Here is a 16,888-nt window from a genome sequence, read left to right on the forward strand (position 1 = left end):
GTCGTGCGGCTGGGATCGTGCTGCGGGGTGGAGCCGTGCAGGCTCGCCTGCCCCCACGGGCCCCGTCGTCTCCTCACGCTACGTGCGGTGCTGTCCGGCCTGCTGTGGCCGGGGTACCCGGGCTGCGATCGACACCGCCTGCGTGCCCGCACGGCTCGGCCCCTCGACCCGACCCCTGTACCCGGCCCCGAACGCGGAACAGCCTCCCCCGCAGCTGCGGGAGAGGCTGTTCGCGATGCGGCATCAGAGCGTGGCGTAGACCTCGCGGAGGAGCTTGGCGGTTTCGGACGGCGTCTTGCCGACCTTCACGCCGGCGGCCTCGAGGGCCTCCTTCTTAGCCTGAGCGGTCCCGGCGGAACCGGAGACGATCGCACCTGCGTGGCCCATCGTCTTGCCCTCGGGGGCCGTGAACCCGGCGACATAGCCGACGACCGGCTTGGTCACGTGGGCCTTGATGAACTCGGCGGCACGCTCCTCGGCGTCCCCGCCGATCTCACCGATCATCACGATCGCCTTGGTCTCGGGATCCGCCTCGAAGGCAGCGAGCGCGTCGATGTGCGTGGTGCCGACGATCGGGTCGCCACCGATGCCTATCGCGGTGGAGAAGCCGAGGTCGCGCAGCTCGAACATCATCTGGTAGGTCAGGGTTCCCGACTTCGAGACGAGCCCCACGCCGCCCTTGCCGGTGATGTTCGCCGGGGTGATGCCCACGAGGGACTCCCCGGGCGTGATGATGCCGGGGCAGTTCGGGCCGATGATACGCGTGACCTGCGTGCCGTCGGCGTCGACCTTGGACTGGGCGAGTGCCCAGAAGGCGGCCGAGTCCTGCACGGGAACGCCTTCGGTGATGACGACGACGAGGCCGATGCCGGCTTCGATCGCCTCGACGACGGCGTCCTTCGTGAAGGCCGGCGGGACGAAGACGATCGACACGTCGGCGCCGGTCTCCTTCATGGCTTCCTCGACGGTCCCGTAGACGGGGAGGGTGACGTCACCGTGCGTGACGGTGGTACCGGCCTTGCGGGCGTTGACGCCGCCGACCACCTGGGTGCCGGCCTTCAGCATGAGGGCGGTGTGCTTGGTGCCCTCGCCTCCGGTGATGCCCTGGACGATGACCTTGGAGTCCTTGGTGAGGTAGATAGACACGGGTGTTCCCTTACTTTCCGTAGGCCAGCGCGGCAGCCTTGTCGGCGCCTTCGTCCATGGTGTCGGCGAGGGTGACCAGCGGGTGGTTCGCCTCGGCGAGGATGCGCCGGCCCTCTTCGACGTTGTTGCCGTCGAGGCGGACCACGAGGGGCTTGTTGGCCTCGTCGCCCAGCATCTCGAGGGCCTTGACGATCCCGTTCGCCACGGCGTCGCACGCGGTGATCCCACCGAAGACGTTCACGAAGACGCTCTTGACCTGGCTGTCGCCGAGGATGACGTCGAGACCGGCGGCCATGACCTCGGCGGATGCTCCACCGCCGATGTCGAGGAAGTTGGCGGGCAACACGCCGCCATGGGCCTCGCCGGCGTAGGCGACGACGTCGAGCGTGGACATGACCAGCCCTGCACCGTTGCCGATGATCCCGACCTCGCCGTCGAGCTTGACGTAGTTGAGGTCGTTCTCCTTGGCCTTCGCCTCCAGGGGATCGGCGGCGGCCTTGTCCTCGAGCGCTGCGTGGTCGGCGTGACGGAACTCGGCGTTCTCGTCGATGGTGACCTTGCCGTCGAGGGCGACGATGTCCCCGCTACCGGTCTTGACGAGCGGGTTGACCTCGACGAGCGTGGCGTCCTCCTGCACGAAGACGTCCCAGAGCTTGAGGATCGTGTGGATGACGCCGTCGCGCACCTCGGGGGCGAACCCCGCGGCGTCGACGATCTCCTCGGCCTTGGCCTGGTCGATCCCGGTGCCGGGGTCCACGGCGATGCGCGCCAGCGCCTCGGGGCGTTCGACGGCGAGCTGCTCGATCTCCATGCCGCCCTCCACCGAGCACATGGCCAGGTAGTTGCGGTTGGACCGGTCGAGCAGCACGGAGAAGTAGTACTCCTCGGCGATGTCCGCGCCCTGCGCGATCATGACCGTGTGGACCGTGTGTCCCTTGATGTCCATCCCGAGGATGTCGGAGGCGTAGGAGAAGGCCTCGTCGGGGGTCTTGGCGACCTTGACGCCGCCCGCCTTGCCGCGACCGCCCACCTTGACCTGAGCCTTGACGACGACGACACCGCCGATCGTCTCGGCTGCCGCCTTTGCTTCCTCGGGTGTGTGCGCCACGATGCCGGCCAGCACGGGAACCCCGTGTGCCTCGAAAAGATCGCGCGCCTGATATTCGAACAGGTCCACGGGTGAGAGTCCTTCTACGTCGAAGTAGGTTTACACAAGGGACTGTATCCCTTCGGGCGTGAGGCCTTCCTCAGACTATCCCTTTCGTGAGTAAGGCCACAGTTCTATCTGCGGTAGAACAAAGGCCCGTGGTCGTTGAGGAATGTCACCCGATGGCGGTGACCGCGTCGCGGTTCGCGAGGAAGCCCTCGGACGTCCCGAGATGCGCGCAGATCATGCCGTCCCGTCCCAGCCCGCACCGGAACCCGCGCAGTTCGACGGCCTGTCCGCGTTCGAGGAGCGGCAGCTTCGCGATCACCCCTGCGCCGGCCTCGACTCCAGCCGCGAACTCCGCCTCCATGGTGGTCATGCCGATCCGGCACCCTCCATAGGCGAGCGCGTCGGCAGTGAGCATGACGGTGCCCCCCTTGAATCCCAGGTTGGTCCCCGAACAGTCCGCCGTGATCTCCGTGGGCGCCGGGTAGGCGGCGAACTCGCAGTAGGCGGCGTCGACCTCGAGCTGGGTGTCGTCGCGCTCGCCCGCGGCCATGATCGGATCCACCGGGTTGTCGAAGATCCCGCCCTGCTTCGTGCTGATGGCGCAGTAGGCGCTGCGGTCGGCGGCCAGGACGGCGAGGGACTCCGCGTCCGGCTGCAGGCCGAGCTCCTCCGGGGCGCGGAGCTCCATGGCCTCGAGTTCCGCGAGGGGTTCGAGATCGGTCACCGCCGTGGGGGTCGCGCCGTCCCCGGTGGGGAGCTGCACACACCCCGAGAGCAGCAGGGGCACGGCGAGCAGTGCCGCTGCCGTGGCGCCTCGCCGACCGTCGAATCTCCGGACCATGATGTGCTCCCCCTGCCCCTCACCTGCCCGCTGTCATCCTCTGCCCGCTGTCATGCCGCGAGCCGTCAGCGCTGCTCCGGGCCCGTCATGCCACCTTCGTCAGTGGTGCGTAGCGGAGCAGCAGACGCTTCTCCCCGACGTCGAACCGCACCTTGGCGACCGTCTTGTCACCTGCACCCTCGACGGAGAGTACCGTGCCGTTGCCGAAACTGGAGTGGTTCACGTGATCGCCCACAGCCACGGAGACCACCTCCTTCTGCGGCTGCACACGGCCCACGGCCTTCGCCGGCGCGGCACCCCCCGAGAAGCCACCGCCGCCCGCGCCCCAGGAGGAGCCGCTGAAGCGGGGACCACTGATACTGCCCGACGTCGTCCAGGCCGGCTTGGCCGCACCCTCGCGCTTCCAGTCGATGAGCTCCTCGGGGATCTCGCTCACGAACTGGCTGGCCGGGTTGTATTGGCTCTGACCCCACATGCTGCGCACCTCAGACCGCGTGATGTAGAGCCGCTGGCGCGCGCGGGTCAGGCCTACGTAGGCCAGGCGCCGCTCCTCCGCGAGCTCCTTCGGGTCCGTGGCGGAGCGCTGGTGGGGGAAGATGCCCTGCTCCATACCGGTGAGGAACACCACGGGGAACTCGAGGCCCTTGGCCGTGTGCAGGGTCATGAGCGTCACCACGCCCTGCCTGCGCGCCTCCTCGACAGCTCGCTGCACGTCGGCCGCGGAGCCGTCTGGGGCGTCCGGGATCTGGTCGGCGTCCGCAACGAGCGACACCTGCTCGAGGAAGTCCCCGAGCGTGCCCTCGGGGTTGTCGCGTTCGAACTCACGCACCACCGCCACGAGCTCCGCGAGGTTCTCCACGCGCGACTCGTCCTGGGGATCGTTGCTGGTGCGGAGCTGCTCGAGGTACCCGGTCTGCTCGAGCACGGCCTCGAGCGCGGCGGAGGCTCCCGAGCCGCTGGCCACCTCGGCGAGGTCGTCGATGAGCTTCACGAAACCGAGCACCGCGTTGACGGAGCGCGTGGCCATGCCCGGCGCCTGGTCCGCCTTCCGCAGGGCCTCCATGAAGCTGATGCGCTCACGCTCGCTGAGCGAGGCGATGGCGTACTCGGCGCGGTCGCCGATGCCGCGCTTGGGTTCGTTGAGGACGCGCCGCAGGTTGACGACGTCGTCCTGGTTCACGAGCACCCGCAGGTACGCGAGGGCGTCCTTGATCTCCTTGCGCTCGTAGAAGCGCGTGCCGCCCACCACCTTGTAGGGCAGCCCGACGCGCAGCAGGATCTCCTCGACGGACCGTGACTGTGCGTTCGTGCGGTAGAAGATCGCAACGTCACCCGGGCGGACGCCCTCGTCGTCCTGCAGGCGGTCGATCTCCTCGGCGATGAAGCGCGCTTCCTCGTGCTCGTTCTCTCCTACGTAGCCGACGATCTTCTCGCCGTTGCCCTCGGCGGTCCACAGCCGCTTCTCCGGCCGGTTCGGGTTCCGCGAGATCACGGCGTTGGCAGCGCTGAGGATGTTCTGCGTGGACCGGTAGTTCTGCTCGAGCAGGATGGTCCGGGCGCTCGGGTAGTCGTTCTCGAACTCGACGATGTTCCGGACGTCCGCACCGCGGAACGCGTAGATGGACTGGTCGGAGTCGCCCACCACGGTCAGCTCGGCGGGATCGTCCGTGGACTCGCCGGGCACGCCGACGATCTCGCGGACCAGGGCGTACTGCGCGTGGTTGGTGTCCTGGTACTCGTCGACGAGCACGTGCCGGAAGCGCCGGCGGTAGTAGTCGGCCACGCCGGGGAACGCCCGGAACATGAACACCGTCTGCGCGATGAGGTCGTCGAAGTCCATGGCGTTGGCCTGCCGCATGCGCTGCGCATACCCGGTGTAGACCTCGGCGACCGCCTGCTCGAACGGATCCGAGAGGTCGGCGTCGGAGGCGAAGGTCTCCTCGTCGATCAGCTCGTTCTTGAGGGCGGAGATCTTGTGCTGGATGGCCTTGGGCGCGAACTTCTTCGGATCGAGGTCCAGCCCCTTGGCCACGAGCGTGATGAGCCGCAGCGTGTCGGCGGAGTCGTAGATGGAGAAGTTCGAGTTCAGGCCCACCGACGCGGCCTCGCGGCGCAGGATCCGCACGCAGGAGGAGTGGAACGTGGAGATCCACATCCGCTTGGCGACGTCGCCGATGAGCCCCTCGATACGCTCGCGCATCTCCGCGGCGGCCTTGTTCGTGAAGGTGATGGCGAGGATCTGTCCCGGGTGGGAGCGGCCGGTCGCCAGGAGGTACGCGATGCGGTGGCTCAGCACGCGGGTCTTGCCGGAGCCGGCGCCGGCGACGATCAGGAGCGGGGAGCCGCCGTGCTTCACGGCCTCCTCCTGCTGGGGGTTCATGCCGACGAGCAGCTCGCGCGCCCGGTCCTCGTCCACCCCGACGCGGGAGGGAACGTGGGCCGTCGCGGGATCCGCCGGGTCCGCCGTCGACGACGCCGTCCCCGCCATCGCGGCCTCGCGCGCTCGCTTCTTCTCGGCGGCCGTGGGGGCGGTGACGTAGGGATCAAAGAGCATGTCCATGGTGCGTCAAGTCTAGGTGCTGCCCCCGACAGTCGAGGGTCGACGGAGCCGCGGACGGCACTGCCCCCACCGGGAGAACCGATGGGGGCAGTGGGGGTGGGACAGGGCGGACGGACTACTTCTCCGTCTGCAGCTCGTCCTTCTCGATACCGAGGATGAGGAGCTTGCCGCTCTTCCGGTCCGCGAGGTACTCGCGCATCTCCTTCTTGATGACGGGGAGGAGGAAGTACACGCCGAGCAGGTTCACGAAGGCGCAGACGAACAGGGCGGCGTCGGCGAAGCTGATGACCTGTGTGAACGTCAGCACGCAACCCGCCACGGTGAAGAACAGGAAGATGACCTTGTACGTGACCTCGGCCGCCTTGCCGCGCCCGAACAGGTACTCCCAGGCCTTGAGCCCGTAGTAGGACCACGTGATGAGCGTGGAGTAGGCGAACAGGACCACGGCGATGGCGAGGACGATCGGGAACCACGGGAGAACCGTGGCGAACGCGTCCGAGGTGAGGATGACGCCGTCGGGCGTGTCACCGCCGCCCTGGACCTGGTCGATGCCTGCCTGGAGGCTCGGAGCCCCGGCGATCACGATCGCGAGGGCCGTCATGGTGCAGATGAGCACGGTGTCCACGAGCGGCTCGTAGAGCGCCACGAACCCCTCGCTGACCGGGCGGCGCGTCTTGACGGCCGAGTGGGCGATGGCTGCCGAGCCCACGCCCGCCTCGTTGGAGAAGGATGCACGCTGGAAACCGACGATCAGGACGCCGAGCACGCCACCGGCGATGCCCTGCGGGTTGAAGGCCCCACCGATGATCGCGCCGAACGCGGCCGGCACCTGGTCGATGTTCACGATGATCACGAAGAGGCAGGCCAGCACGTAGATGCCGCCCATCGCCGGAACCAGACGGGAGGTGGTGGCACCGATCGACTTGATGCCGCCCAGGATCACGATGGCGACGAAGAACGCGAGCACGACGCCGAAGATCAGCGCGGCGCCTGCACTGCCCAGCGGGCCCTCCTCGCCGCCGGTGACGTTCTGCACCTGCGCGAAGGTCTGGTTGGCCTGGAACATGTTGCCGCCGGCCACACCGAAGATGAGGATCGCGACGGCGAAGATCCCGGTCAGGATCTTCGCCGGGATGGAGCCGAGCTTCTGGAACGCGATGGGCAGGTACTTGAACGGACCGCCGCTGACGGTGCCGTCCTCGTGCACCTCCCGGTACTTGACGCCGAGCGTGCACTCGGCGAACTTCGTGGCCATGCCGATCAGCCCCGCGCAGATCATCCAGAAGGTGGCACCCGGGCCACCGAGGGCCATCGCGGCGCCCACGCCGGCGATGTTACCGAGGCCCACGGTCCCGGAGAGCGCCGAGGTGAGTGCCTGGAAGTGCGGCACCTCGCCCGGATCGTCCTTGGAGGAGTACCGCCCACGGACCACTTCGTAGCCGACCTTCAGGCCGCGGAGCTGGGGCACCCCGAAGTAGATCGTGAAGATGATTCCGGCAAGGATCAGCCACGCGACAACGGCCGGGAAGCTGACGTCGCCGATGGTGATGGGGAAGAAGACGATGCTCGAGAAGATCTCTGTGGGCCGCGCGAAGGCGTTGTTGATGGCCTCGTCGACGGCGGCGAGCCAGCCGACGTCGTCCGCGACGGCGCGTGGAAGTGTGATTGTCATCCCACTACTAGACGCCCTCGGCGCGCCGTGCGCAATTCATCGGGGACCTGAGGGAGAAACCTTCACACGACTGAAACAGGAGCGCGCCCTGTTGCGGGGCTCATCGACGATACTGGGGACGTGGCCAAGACGAGGGCGCAGATCGCGCGCAAGCACAGCACCGGAGCAACCCCCGCCGCGGTGCCCGTAGCGCCTCGCCCCCAGCGCTCCAACGGGACGCTCGTCCTCGTGGCGGCCGCCGTCGCCTCCCTCTTCCTCTTCTGGTACTTCCACCTGCTCACGCTCGGTCAGATGACCCAGCTCTCGGACGGCTTGACCATGCCGGACATGCTGGTCGGCGGGTACGACGTCGCCCACCTCGAGCGGCTCCGCGGCGCGATGGACGACGACGCCCGGGGTCAGCTCAGCTACCTCCACAGGACCGCAGGCACCCTCTTCCCGCTGATCTTCGCCTTCGCGTGGCTCCTGCTGGTCCAGCTGAACGCGGGCCGACGGTGGTTGCGGTGGGTGCTGTGGAGCCCGGTGATGCTCTTCGTCGTCGCGGACCTGTGGGAGAACGTCGCGATCGACACCGCGCTGGCCAATCCGGAGCCCGGAGCGGTGGCGCTCGCCTCGACCCTGACGGTGCTGCGCTGGATCCTGCTCCCGCTGAGCCTCGTGGCGGGAGCGGTCGCGGTCTTCCTGCCGCCGCGTTTCCGCGCCGGTAGGGAGCGCGGCGCCTCCGGGGAGGAGCGGGTAAGCTGAGACCGCCGGAACGGTCGATGACCCCGGTCCGAGCCTCTGTAGCTCAGTAGGATAGAGCGTCCCTCTCCTAAAGGGAAGGTCGTCGGTTCGATTCCGGCCAGGGGCACGTACGGCTTGCACGACGAACGAGGGATGGGCACTCCTGCCCATCCCTCGTTCGCGTTCCGGCAGGTAGGTTGGTCGCCATGGGGACCATCAGTGCAGTACCGGCGCGCCTCGTGCGCCTTTCAGCAGCAGCCTGGCAGTACGCCGAATCGCTGGGCGGGACACCTCGGCACGACGTCGGGCAGCCTCCGGTTCCCGAACCCGCCGGGCAGACGGTCCTGCAGGAGCTCGACAGGGCCGGCATCACCTCCGGCGGCGAACTGACCACCGCGTGGGAGCGCGCACTGGGGACCGCTGCCGCACCGCAGGCTGTGCTCCGCATCACCGCCGTGTACAACGGCATCTCCGGCCAGAGCACGCTCAGCATCTCCGGGCCGCGCGTGGTCTGCGTCAACCGGCGACGATCGGTGGACCGCTCGGCCGAAGGAGCCGTCCACATCACGGGCCGGGAACCCGCCGTCGAGGTCAGCCTCTTCTCGCTGGACACCTTCTGGGACGGGGTCCGGCGGGTCCTGCCCCCACTCCCCCAACTCCGGGCGGGTGCCGGGCAGATCTCCTCGGTCCTGGAGGAGGGCGACGGCCTTCAGGAGGTCGAGGCGACCGACGTCGCCACGAACTTCTCCGCACAGGTGACCGCCGAGCTCGCCACCGGCGTCGGGGGCGCGCTCAAGGGCTGGGTGGGCATGTGGGCCGTGCACGAGGACCAGCTCTACTCCATCCGGACACGAGGTCGGGGCACAGACGTGAAACCCGTCGTCGTCCCGGTGGAGGCAGGTCACGTGGCACGTGAAGTGGGCTTCGCCCTGGTCGGGGCACTCAGCGTGCCCGGTCTCTCCGGCTCCCGCGGCGGCGCAGCGTGACCGGCATCATCGGGATGAACCCCGAGCAGGTGCGTGAACTCGCCCGTCTGCTCGACGCCTCCTCGCGGGCACTCGACGACACGGCGTCCACCATCAGCACCGCGGTCCGGAACGTCTCCTGGCATGGCGGGGACGCCGAGCAGTTCCGCCACTCCTGGTCGAGCCGCCACGCGCCGGTTCTCCGTCAGGTCGGCTCGGCGCTGCAGGAGACGGCCCGCACGGCGCTCGCGGATGCCGACCAGCAGGAGGACGCCAGCTCCCTCGCCACGGCGGTCGGCGGAGTGAGCGGTTCGGGCAGCGGCGGCCCGGGTGGTGACACCCCGGGCAACCCGTTCACCGACCTCTGGGGCGCGGCCACGGAGACCTTCGACGACGCCATCGACACGCTGGGCGACGGCGTCACGCAGATCGGGGACTGGGCGGAGGACGGCATCGCGTGGGTCGGAGGGCGACTCGACGGCGGCGCCGAAGCGACCGAGGAAGAGATCGACCGGCTGGTGGAGCTGGCGGGGGGTCTGTTCGACGACGACGGCGGCGGGCCTCTCGACTGGGCATCGGACAGGGTGGACGATGCGGGCGGGTTCGTCGCGGACGGTGTCCGCGAGCTCCCGAGGGAGGTCGCCGAATCTGCTCCGGACGTCTGGGAGGACCTGCAGAACTTCGGCGGGTTGTTCGCCCAGGGTGAGCCGCCGTCGATCACGGAGGTGGTGGCCGGTGGCACCCTCCTCCTCGGCAGCGCCGGGAACCTCGCCTACCGCGCCGCGACCGTGGGTCAGGACGATCCCCACTTCCTCGACGACGGGGAGGCAGAGGCGGGCGAGCCGATACCGCTGCGTGTCGGCACCCCGGGCGCCACCCCGGACGACGAGGACGGCGGTCACCGACCTGCCGTCGTCCCCGACTCCCTGGCAGCCATCGCGAGGAGCACGGCGGCCGCCTACGACGACGCGTCCGAGGACGGTGTGAGCGACGGTGGCGTACGGATCACGACGGTCGACGGTCCGGACGGCCCCTCCTACATCGTGTCGATCCCCGGCACCCAGGACTGGGCGCCCAGCGGGTCCACCCCGGCCGACCTGACCGGCAACCTCGAAGTGGCGTCCGGGCAGTCCTCAACGGCGTCGGAAGCGGTGCGCCTCGCCATGCTGGAGGCGGGTGTGCCCTCGGACGCGCCCGTGCTCCTGTCCGGCCACTCGCAGGGCGGCATGATCGCCATGGAGCTGGCCGGTGACGCCGGGTTCCGGGAGCAGTTCGACGTCACGAACGTCATGACCTTCGGTTCGCCCGTCGATACGGCCCACGTGCCGTACGACATCGACGTGGTGGCGTTCCAGCACACGACGGACGCGGTTCCGCACGTCGATCTCGGAGGCGTGACGGTCACGGGCGGCGTCACCATCCCACCCAACGCCGCTGCGGTCGTGACTCTCCCGAATCCTGAGGAGAGCTCCTGGTACGACCTCGGCGGGAACCACGACTACAACGCGTACGTGGCGTCGATCGCGGAGGCCGAAGCCGACGGCGGGCAGGCCAATGCGTACGGCAGGAACTCGTCCTTCGGTCAGTTCATGACCGACGATCCCTCAGCGGTGACCGGCGTCGTCGTACCCATCAGCAGGAGTCACTGACCATGCGCACGTCCCGAGTCCTCCGATCTGCTGCTCTCGCCCTGCTCTCCCTGACGGCCGCGACCGCCCTGACGGGGTGCGGCACTGAACCCGAGGCCGACACGAAGGCATGGGCCACGGCCATCGAGGCCGTGCCCGGCGTGACCTCGGCAGAGGTCGGATTCAGCACGTTCACGAACGGGGAGGAAGCAGAAGTTGACGTGTACACGGAGACGGACGACCCTGCAGAACTGGAGCGCATCCTCCGGGAGTCCATCCGGGAGTTCGTGGTCGCGTCGGAGGAGATGAGCGTCTTCGGCATCGACTTCGAGGTCTGGCGATCCGACCGCACCGCCGGCCTGAACCCCGCGAGCATCGGGTGGGACGACCTGACGATCGAGAGCCTGCGTGACGAGGTAGCTGCCGAAGGATGACCCCGCATCATCGACCGCCGGTCATCACGGTCACCGCCCTCTGCCTGCTCGACGGCGACGGGCGCCTCCTGCTCGTCCGGAAGCGCGGAACCTCGATGTTCATGCAGCCCGGCGGTAAACCCGCCCGGGGCGAGACACCCGAGCAGACCGGTGTCCGCGAACTGCGGGAGGAACTCGGCCTCGAGGTCACCGCCGAGGACCTCACGCGGCTCGGCACCTGGGAGGGCCCGGCAGCGAACGAGGCGGACACCCTGCTCCACGCCACCGTCTTCCTGTGTCCGCTGCAGGGCGAGCCCGTGGCGGCGGCCGAGATCGACACCGTGGAGTGGCTCGACCTCGACGACGCGCACCGGCGGGAGGACCTCGCTCCCCTGCTGACCGAGTACGTCCTGCCGATGCTCCGCCGGCGTTACTAGGACCCGCTGAGCGCTTCCTCGTCCACAGCGACGGCTTTCTGCACCGCGAACTGCGTGCGGTGGAGTTCCTCGTACCGGCCACCCGCCGCGAGCAGTTCCTCGTGCGTACCGCGCTCCACGATCGACCCCTCCTCCACCACGAGGATCAGGTCCGCGCTGCGGATGGTCGAGAGACGGTGTGCGATCACCATGGCGGTCCGGCCCTCGAGGGCTTCGCTGAGAGCCGCCTGGACCGCGGCCTCCGACGTCGAGTCGAGTGCCGCCGTCGCCTCGTCGAGGATCACGACGCGCGGCTGCGCGAGCAGGAGCCGGGCGATCGTCATGCGCTGGCGCTCACCACCGGAGAGCCGGTACCCGCGCTCGCCCACCATGGTGTCCAGCTGGTCGGGCAGGGACCGGATGAGCGGCTCGAGCCGTGCGCGGCGGACGGCGTCCCACACCTCGTCCTCGGACGCTTCGGGACGTGCGAGCCGCAGGTTCGAGAGGATCGTCTCGTGGAACAGGTGGCCGTCCTGGGTCACCATGCCGAGCGTGTGACGCATCGAGGCGAAGGTGACGTCGCGGACGTCCGTGCCGGCGAGGCGCACGGCGCCGCTGTCGACGTCGTACAGGCGCGAGAGGAGCTGGGCGATCGTGGACTTGCCCGCACCCGAGGTGCCGACGAGCGCGACGGTCTGACCCGGCTCGATCCGGAAGGAGACACCGTGCAGCACCTCCTCGCCGCCGCGGGTGTCGAGCGTCGCGACCTCCTCGAGGGACGCGAGGGACACCTTGTCCGCAGAGGGGTAGGCGAAGCGGACGTCGTCGAACTCCACGGCCACCGGTCCCGGGGGAACCACCACGGCGTCGGGCTTCTCCTGGATGAGCGGTTCGAGGTCAAGCACCTCGAAGACGCGCTCGAAGCTGACCACGGCGCTCATGATCTCCACGCGCGCATTTGCGAGGCTCGTGAGCGGGGCGTACAGCCTCGTGAGCAGGAGCGCCAGGGTGACCACCTCACCAGTGTCCAGCTGGCCCGCGAGCGCGAGGTACCCGCCCAGTCCGTACACGAGCGCCAGGGCGAGCGCGGAGACGAGCATGAGCGCGGTGAAGAACACGAACTGCAGCATCGCGGTGCGGACCCCGATGTCGCGGACACGGGAGGCGCGTACCCGGAACTCCTCGGCCTCCTCGTCGGGACGGCCGAAGAGCTTGACGAGGGTGGCCCCCGGGGCCGAGAACCGCTCGGTCATCTGCGTGCTCATGGCGGAATTGTGATCCGCCGCCTCGCGGCGCAGGGCTGCGAGCCTGCTGCCCATGCGCCGGGCCGGCACCAGGAAGACGGGCAGCATGACGATCGCGAGCACCGTCACGAGCCACGAGGTGCTGAGCATGACGATCAGCGTCAGGATCAGTGCCACGAGGTTCGTGACGACGCCGGAGAGCGTGCCGCTGAAGGCCTGCTGGGCACCGATGACGTCGTTGTTCAGGCGGCTGACGAGCGCGCCGGTGCGCGTCCGGGTGAAGAAGGCGATCGGCATCCGCTGCACGTGGTTGAACACGGCGGTCCGGAGGTCCAGGATCACACCCTCACCGATCCGCGCGGAGTACCAGCGCGTCACGAGGGACACCACGGCGTCGGCCACCGCCACCAGGGCGATGACGACGGCGAGCCACACGATGGTCCGGACCTCACCGCGGGCCACGATGACGTCGACCACCTGGCCTGCGAGGACCGGCGTCGCGACCGCGAGGAAGGCCCCCACCACGGAGAGCCCGATGAACAGCATCAACTTCGCCCTGTAGGGCACCGCGAAGGTCATGATGCGCCGGACGGACTCGCGGGAGATGCCGTGCTTGCCGTCCCTCGCGGTCGAGATCTTGTACAGCGAGCTCCAGGCCGCGCCTTCCATGCTCATTGCGGGTTCCTTCCGTGGGCACCGACTCCAGCTTAGGTCGCCGGAGGCATCCGGCCCCCGCCGCAACAGTTCGGAACATTAAGTGCGGTCCGCGGTGTTCACCTCGGTAGTGTTCGATTCCGGTCCGGCGCAGGGTACCTAGCGTTCAAGGCGCTGAGCCGCCCGTCTATTTCCGCCACCGGGCGTACAGACCTCCAAGCTCGAAGGAAGATCTCCATGTCACACAGGTCACCCCGTCTCCCCGTCCTCGGTGCCGCCGCGGCCCTCACCCTCGCCCTCGCGGGGTGCTCGACGTCGTCGACCCCCGGCGGCGAGGGAGAATCCGCAGCGCCCAGCTCGCTGCAGGAGATCCAGGACTCCGGCGTGCTCACCGTCGGCACCGAGGGCACGTACAAGCCCTTCAGCTACCACGAGGACGGCAGCGGCGAGCTGACCGGGTACGACGTCGAGGTCATCACCGCCGTGGCGGAGAAGCTGGGCGTCGAGGCGGAGTTCCAGGAGACGCAGTGGGACGCGATCTTCGCGGGTCTCGACGCCGGTCGCTTCGACGTCATCGCGAACCAGGTGTCCATCACGGACGAGCGCAAGGCGGCCTACGACTTCTCCGTCCCCTACACCGTGAGCTCAGGCGTCATCGTCACGCGTGCGGACGCCACAGACATCTCCTCCTTCGAGGACCTCGAGGGCAAGACGACGGCGCAGTCGCTCACCAGCAACTGGAACACGCTGGCGACCGAGAGCGGCGCGAACGTCGAAGCGGTCGAGGGCTGGGCACAGTCCGTCACCCTCCTCGAGCAGGGTCGCGTGGACGCCACGATCAACGACGAACTGACCTACCTGGACTACCAGAAGACCGAGAACAACGAGGGAATCAAGATCGCGGCGACCACCGAGGAGTCCTCGGAGAGCGCCGTGGCCATCCGCAAGGGGAGCCCCGAACTCGTCGAGGCCATCGACACCGCGCTCGAGGAGCTGCGCGCCGACGGCACGCTGGCCGAGATCTCCGACAAGTACTTCGGCTCCGACGTCAGCCAGTGATCCACGGGCGACGTCGGACGTGCACCTCCATGGTCGACGCCGCGTGAACCTCGGAAGGAGCTGACCGATGGATTGGGAACTGGTCCGGACCTCGTTCTGGCCGATGCTGTCCGCCACGTTCGTCGGCACGATCCCGCTGGCCCTCGTGTCCTTCGTCCTCGGGCTGGCCCTGGCCCTCGTGATCGCGATGATGAGGATCAGCGGCCGCCCCCTCCTGTCCGCCGTCGCACGCTTCTACGTCTCGGTGATCCGTGGTACCCCGCTCCTGGTCCAGCTGTTCGTCATCTTCTACGGACTGCCGTCCCTCGGGCTGACGATCGAACCGTGGCCGAGCGCCATCATCGCGTTCTCGCTCAACGTCGGCGGCTACGCGGCGGAGGTGGTGCGCGCCGCGATCCTCTCCGTCCCGAAGGGCCAGTGGGAGGCCGGGCACACCATCGGGATGTCACGTGCATTGACCCTGCGCCGCGTCATCCTCCCGCAGGCGGCGCGCGTGTCGGTCCCTCCGCTGTCGAACACCTTCATCAGCCTCGTCAAGGACACCTCACTGGCCTCCGTGGTCCTGGTGACCGAGCTGTTCCGCACGTCCCAGCAGATCGCGGCGTCCTCCAGTGAGTTCCTGCTCATCTACCTGGAAGCCGCGGCGATCTACTGGATCTTCTGCCTGGTCCTGTCCAGCGGCCAGTCCGTCCTCGAGAAGCGATTGGACCGCTATGTCGCCCGTTGAGAACGTCCTGACCGCCACGGGACTCGCGAAGTCCTTCGGTGACACCCAGGTGCTGAAGGAGATCGACCTGACCATCGGCGCGGGTCAGGTCGTCGCGCTCGTGGGCCCCTCCGGCTCCGGCAAGACCACGGTGCTGCGCTCGCTCAACGGCCTCGAGACGCCCGACGGCGGCACGGTCACCTTCCGCGGCGGCCCGTCCGTCGACTTCAGCGGGCCGGTGTCCCGGAAGAACGCCCTCGCGCTCCGGGACCGCAGCGCCATGGTGTTCCAGAACTACAACCTCTTCCCGCACATGACCGTGCTAGAGAACATCATCGAGGGGCCAGTCCGCGTCCAAAGGCGCTCGCGCAAGGACGCCGTCGCGGACGCCGAGCGTCTCCTCGCCCGGGTGGGGCTCACCGCCAAGCGCGACGACTACCCCTTCAACCTCTCGGGCGGGCAGCAGCAGCGCGTCGGGATCGTCCGGGCCCTCGCCCTCCAGCCGGATCTGCTGCTCTTCGACGAGCCGACGTCCGCCCTCGATCCCGAGCTGGTCGGCGAGGTGCTCACGGTCATCAAGGAGCTGGCCGAGGAGAAGTGGACCATGCTGATCGTCACCCACGAGCTGGCCTTCGCCCGTGAGGTCGCGGACGAAGTGGTGTTCATGGACGGGGGCGTGGTCGTGGAGCACGGCCACCCCGGACAGGTGCTCCGCAACCCGCGCGAGGAACGGACGCGACGCTTCGTGCAGCGGCTGCTGAACCCGTTCTAGGGCTCTCGCGTCCCCCGCGACGCCGGGTACGGCGTCGCGCCGGGACCAGGCGCTGGTCAGGCCGCTATGCGGTCCGGGTGCGAGTAGCAGTTCAGTGACGTCCCGCGGCTGAAGCCCACGAGCGTCAGGCCGGCGTCGTCCGCGAGATCCGCGGCGAGCGAGGACGGCGCACTGACGGCGGCCAGCACGGGTATGCCGGCGAGCTGGGCCTTCTGCACGAGCTCGAACGACGCCCGGCCCGAGACCTGGAGGATGGTTCCGCGCAGCGGCAGCATGCCCTCGCGGAGCGCCCACCCCACCACCTTGTCGACGGCGTTGTGCCGGCCCACGTCCTCACGCAGGCACAGCAGCTCGCCCTCGGCGGTGAAGAGCCCCGCGGCGTGCACCCCGCCCGTGCGGTCGAACAGTGCCTGGCTCTCACGCAGCCGGTCCGGCAGGGAGGCGAGGATGCCGAGGTCCACGGGCGCAACGTCCTCGTGCAGGTCGAAGCGGGAGGACTTCCGGACGGCGTCGATCGAGGCCGTGCCGCAGATGCCGCAGGAACTGGAGGTGTAGACGTGGCGCTCCATGGCGGTGTCGGGGAGCTCGACGCCCGGCCGGAGCTGGGCCTCGACGACGTTGAAGGTCTGCTGGCCGTTGTCGTCCACGCCGGCGCAGTAGCGCAGGCTGGGTAGCTGCCCCGGCTCCCAGATCACGCCCTCGGAGACCAGGAACCCGGCCACGAGGTCGAAGTCGTCGCCCGGCGTGCGCATGGTGACGGTGAACGCGCTGCCGCCCAGACGGATCTCCAGCGGCTCCTCTCCGGCGAGGACGTCCTCGCGGCGCCCTGTCTGGCCGCCGATGCGGAACTTGGTGATGCGGCGTCGCTGCGTGACCCGGTTCATTCGGCGCTCCTTACCTCGGCCCTATGATGAGGTTAGTTGACCCCGGACA

General features: G+C 68.9%; 15 protein-coding genes and 1 tRNA gene. 9 read left to right on the plus strand and 7 right to left on the minus strand.

Annotated elements, in window-relative coordinates:
* Positions 1 to 243 precede the first annotated feature (243 nt).
* The 5 genes from sucD to AC4D12_RS14165 all read right to left on the minus strand — a co-directional run bounded on the left by sucD (position 244) and on the right by AC4D12_RS14165 (position 7,375).
* Positions 244 to 1,146, minus strand: coding sequence for a succinate--CoA ligase subunit alpha (gene sucD / locus AC4D12_RS14145; RefSeq protein WP_490950571.1), 903 nt, complete (start codon positions 1,144 to 1,146; stop codon positions 244 to 246).
* Between the two features lie 10 nt (positions 1,147 to 1,156).
* Entirely contained in the window at positions 1,157 to 2,323 is a 1,167-nt protein-coding gene (gene sucC / locus AC4D12_RS14150) for an ADP-forming succinate--CoA ligase subunit beta (RefSeq protein WP_490950572.1), read from the minus strand.
* A gap of 145 nt (positions 2,324 to 2,468) precedes the next feature.
* Positions 2,469 to 3,143, minus strand: coding sequence for a hypothetical protein (locus AC4D12_RS14155; RefSeq protein WP_490950573.1), 675 nt, complete (start codon positions 3,141 to 3,143; stop codon positions 2,469 to 2,471).
* Positions 3,144 to 3,228: 85 nt separating this feature from the next.
* Entirely contained in the window at positions 3,229 to 5,697 is a 2,469-nt protein-coding gene (gene pcrA / locus AC4D12_RS14160; RefSeq protein ID WP_490950662.1) for a DNA helicase PcrA, read from the minus strand.
* Between the two features lie 121 nt (positions 5,698 to 5,818).
* Positions 5,819 to 7,375 (minus strand): alanine/glycine:cation symporter family protein, encoded by a 1,557-nt coding sequence (locus tag AC4D12_RS14165; RefSeq protein ID WP_490950574.1) that lies wholly within the window; start codon positions 7,373 to 7,375, stop codon positions 5,819 to 5,821.
* A gap of 120 nt (positions 7,376 to 7,495) precedes the next feature.
* Here AC4D12_RS14165 and AC4D12_RS14170 point away from each other — a divergent pair, with 120 nt between their 5' ends.
* The 6 genes from AC4D12_RS14170 to AC4D12_RS14195 all read left to right on the plus strand — a co-directional run bounded on the left by AC4D12_RS14170 (position 7,496) and on the right by AC4D12_RS14195 (position 11,541).
* Positions 7,496 to 8,119, plus strand: coding sequence for a hypothetical protein (locus tag AC4D12_RS14170; protein ID WP_490950575.1), 624 nt, complete (start codon positions 7,496 to 7,498; stop codon positions 8,117 to 8,119).
* 32 nt (positions 8,120 to 8,151) lie between these two features.
* Positions 8,152 to 8,225: transfer RNA gene (locus tag AC4D12_RS14175), tRNA-Arg, on the plus strand.
* A gap of 79 nt (positions 8,226 to 8,304) precedes the next feature.
* A complete protein-coding gene (locus tag AC4D12_RS14180; RefSeq protein ID WP_490950576.1) occupies positions 8,305 to 9,084 on the plus strand; it encodes a hypothetical protein in 780 nt (259 codons plus the stop codon).
* Positions 9,081 to 10,712: a WXG100 family type VII secretion target gene (locus tag AC4D12_RS14185; protein WP_490950577.1), complete on the plus strand. Its 1,632-nt coding sequence runs from the start codon at positions 9,081 to 9,083 to the stop codon at positions 10,710 to 10,712. The genes AC4D12_RS14180 and AC4D12_RS14185 overlap by 4 nt, the downstream gene beginning before the upstream one ends.
* A gap of 2 nt (positions 10,713 to 10,714) precedes the next feature.
* Positions 10,715 to 11,125 carry a hypothetical protein gene (locus AC4D12_RS14190; RefSeq protein ID WP_490950578.1) on the plus strand — a complete coding sequence of 137 codons (411 nt, stop codon included), beginning with the start codon at positions 10,715 to 10,717 and terminating at the stop codon, positions 11,123 to 11,125.
* Positions 11,122 to 11,541 carry an NUDIX hydrolase gene (locus tag AC4D12_RS14195; protein WP_490950579.1) on the plus strand — a complete coding sequence of 140 codons (420 nt, stop codon included), beginning with the start codon at positions 11,122 to 11,124 and terminating at the stop codon, positions 11,539 to 11,541. Before AC4D12_RS14190 ends, AC4D12_RS14195 begins: the two co-directional genes overlap by 4 nt.
* Here AC4D12_RS14195 and AC4D12_RS14200 read toward each other — a convergent pair.
* Positions 11,538 to 13,439 carry an ABC transporter ATP-binding protein gene (locus AC4D12_RS14200; RefSeq protein WP_490950580.1) on the minus strand — a complete coding sequence of 634 codons (1,902 nt, stop codon included), beginning with the start codon at positions 13,437 to 13,439 and terminating at the stop codon, positions 11,538 to 11,540. The two genes, AC4D12_RS14195 and AC4D12_RS14200, sit on opposite strands and share 4 nt — an antisense overlap.
* 216 nt (positions 13,440 to 13,655) lie before the next feature.
* Between AC4D12_RS14200 and AC4D12_RS14205 the strand changes: the two genes are divergently transcribed.
* From AC4D12_RS14205 to AC4D12_RS14215, 3 genes are all read left to right on the plus strand, one after another.
* Positions 13,656 to 14,477 carry an amino acid ABC transporter substrate-binding protein gene (locus AC4D12_RS14205; RefSeq protein WP_490950581.1) on the plus strand — a complete coding sequence of 274 codons (822 nt, stop codon included), beginning with the start codon at positions 13,656 to 13,658 and terminating at the stop codon, positions 14,475 to 14,477.
* A gap of 67 nt (positions 14,478 to 14,544) precedes the next feature.
* Complete coding sequence (locus AC4D12_RS14210) at positions 14,545 to 15,204, plus strand: amino acid ABC transporter permease (RefSeq protein WP_490950582.1); 660 nt, start codon at positions 14,545 to 14,547, stop codon at positions 15,202 to 15,204.
* Positions 15,191 to 15,955 (plus strand): amino acid ABC transporter ATP-binding protein, encoded by a 765-nt coding sequence (locus AC4D12_RS14215; protein WP_490950583.1) that lies wholly within the window; start codon positions 15,191 to 15,193, stop codon positions 15,953 to 15,955. The genes AC4D12_RS14210 and AC4D12_RS14215 overlap by 14 nt, the downstream gene beginning before the upstream one ends.
* A gap of 56 nt (positions 15,956 to 16,011) precedes the next feature.
* Here the strand turns inward: AC4D12_RS14215 and fdhD are convergent, their stop codons facing one another.
* Positions 16,012 to 16,839 carry a formate dehydrogenase accessory sulfurtransferase FdhD gene (gene fdhD / locus AC4D12_RS14220; RefSeq protein ID WP_490950584.1) on the minus strand — a complete coding sequence of 276 codons (828 nt, stop codon included), beginning with the start codon at positions 16,837 to 16,839 and terminating at the stop codon, positions 16,012 to 16,014.
* Positions 16,840 to 16,888: the final 49 nt, after the last annotated feature.

It is taken from the genome of Arthrobacter sp. TJ-266 (assembly GCF_058269115.1).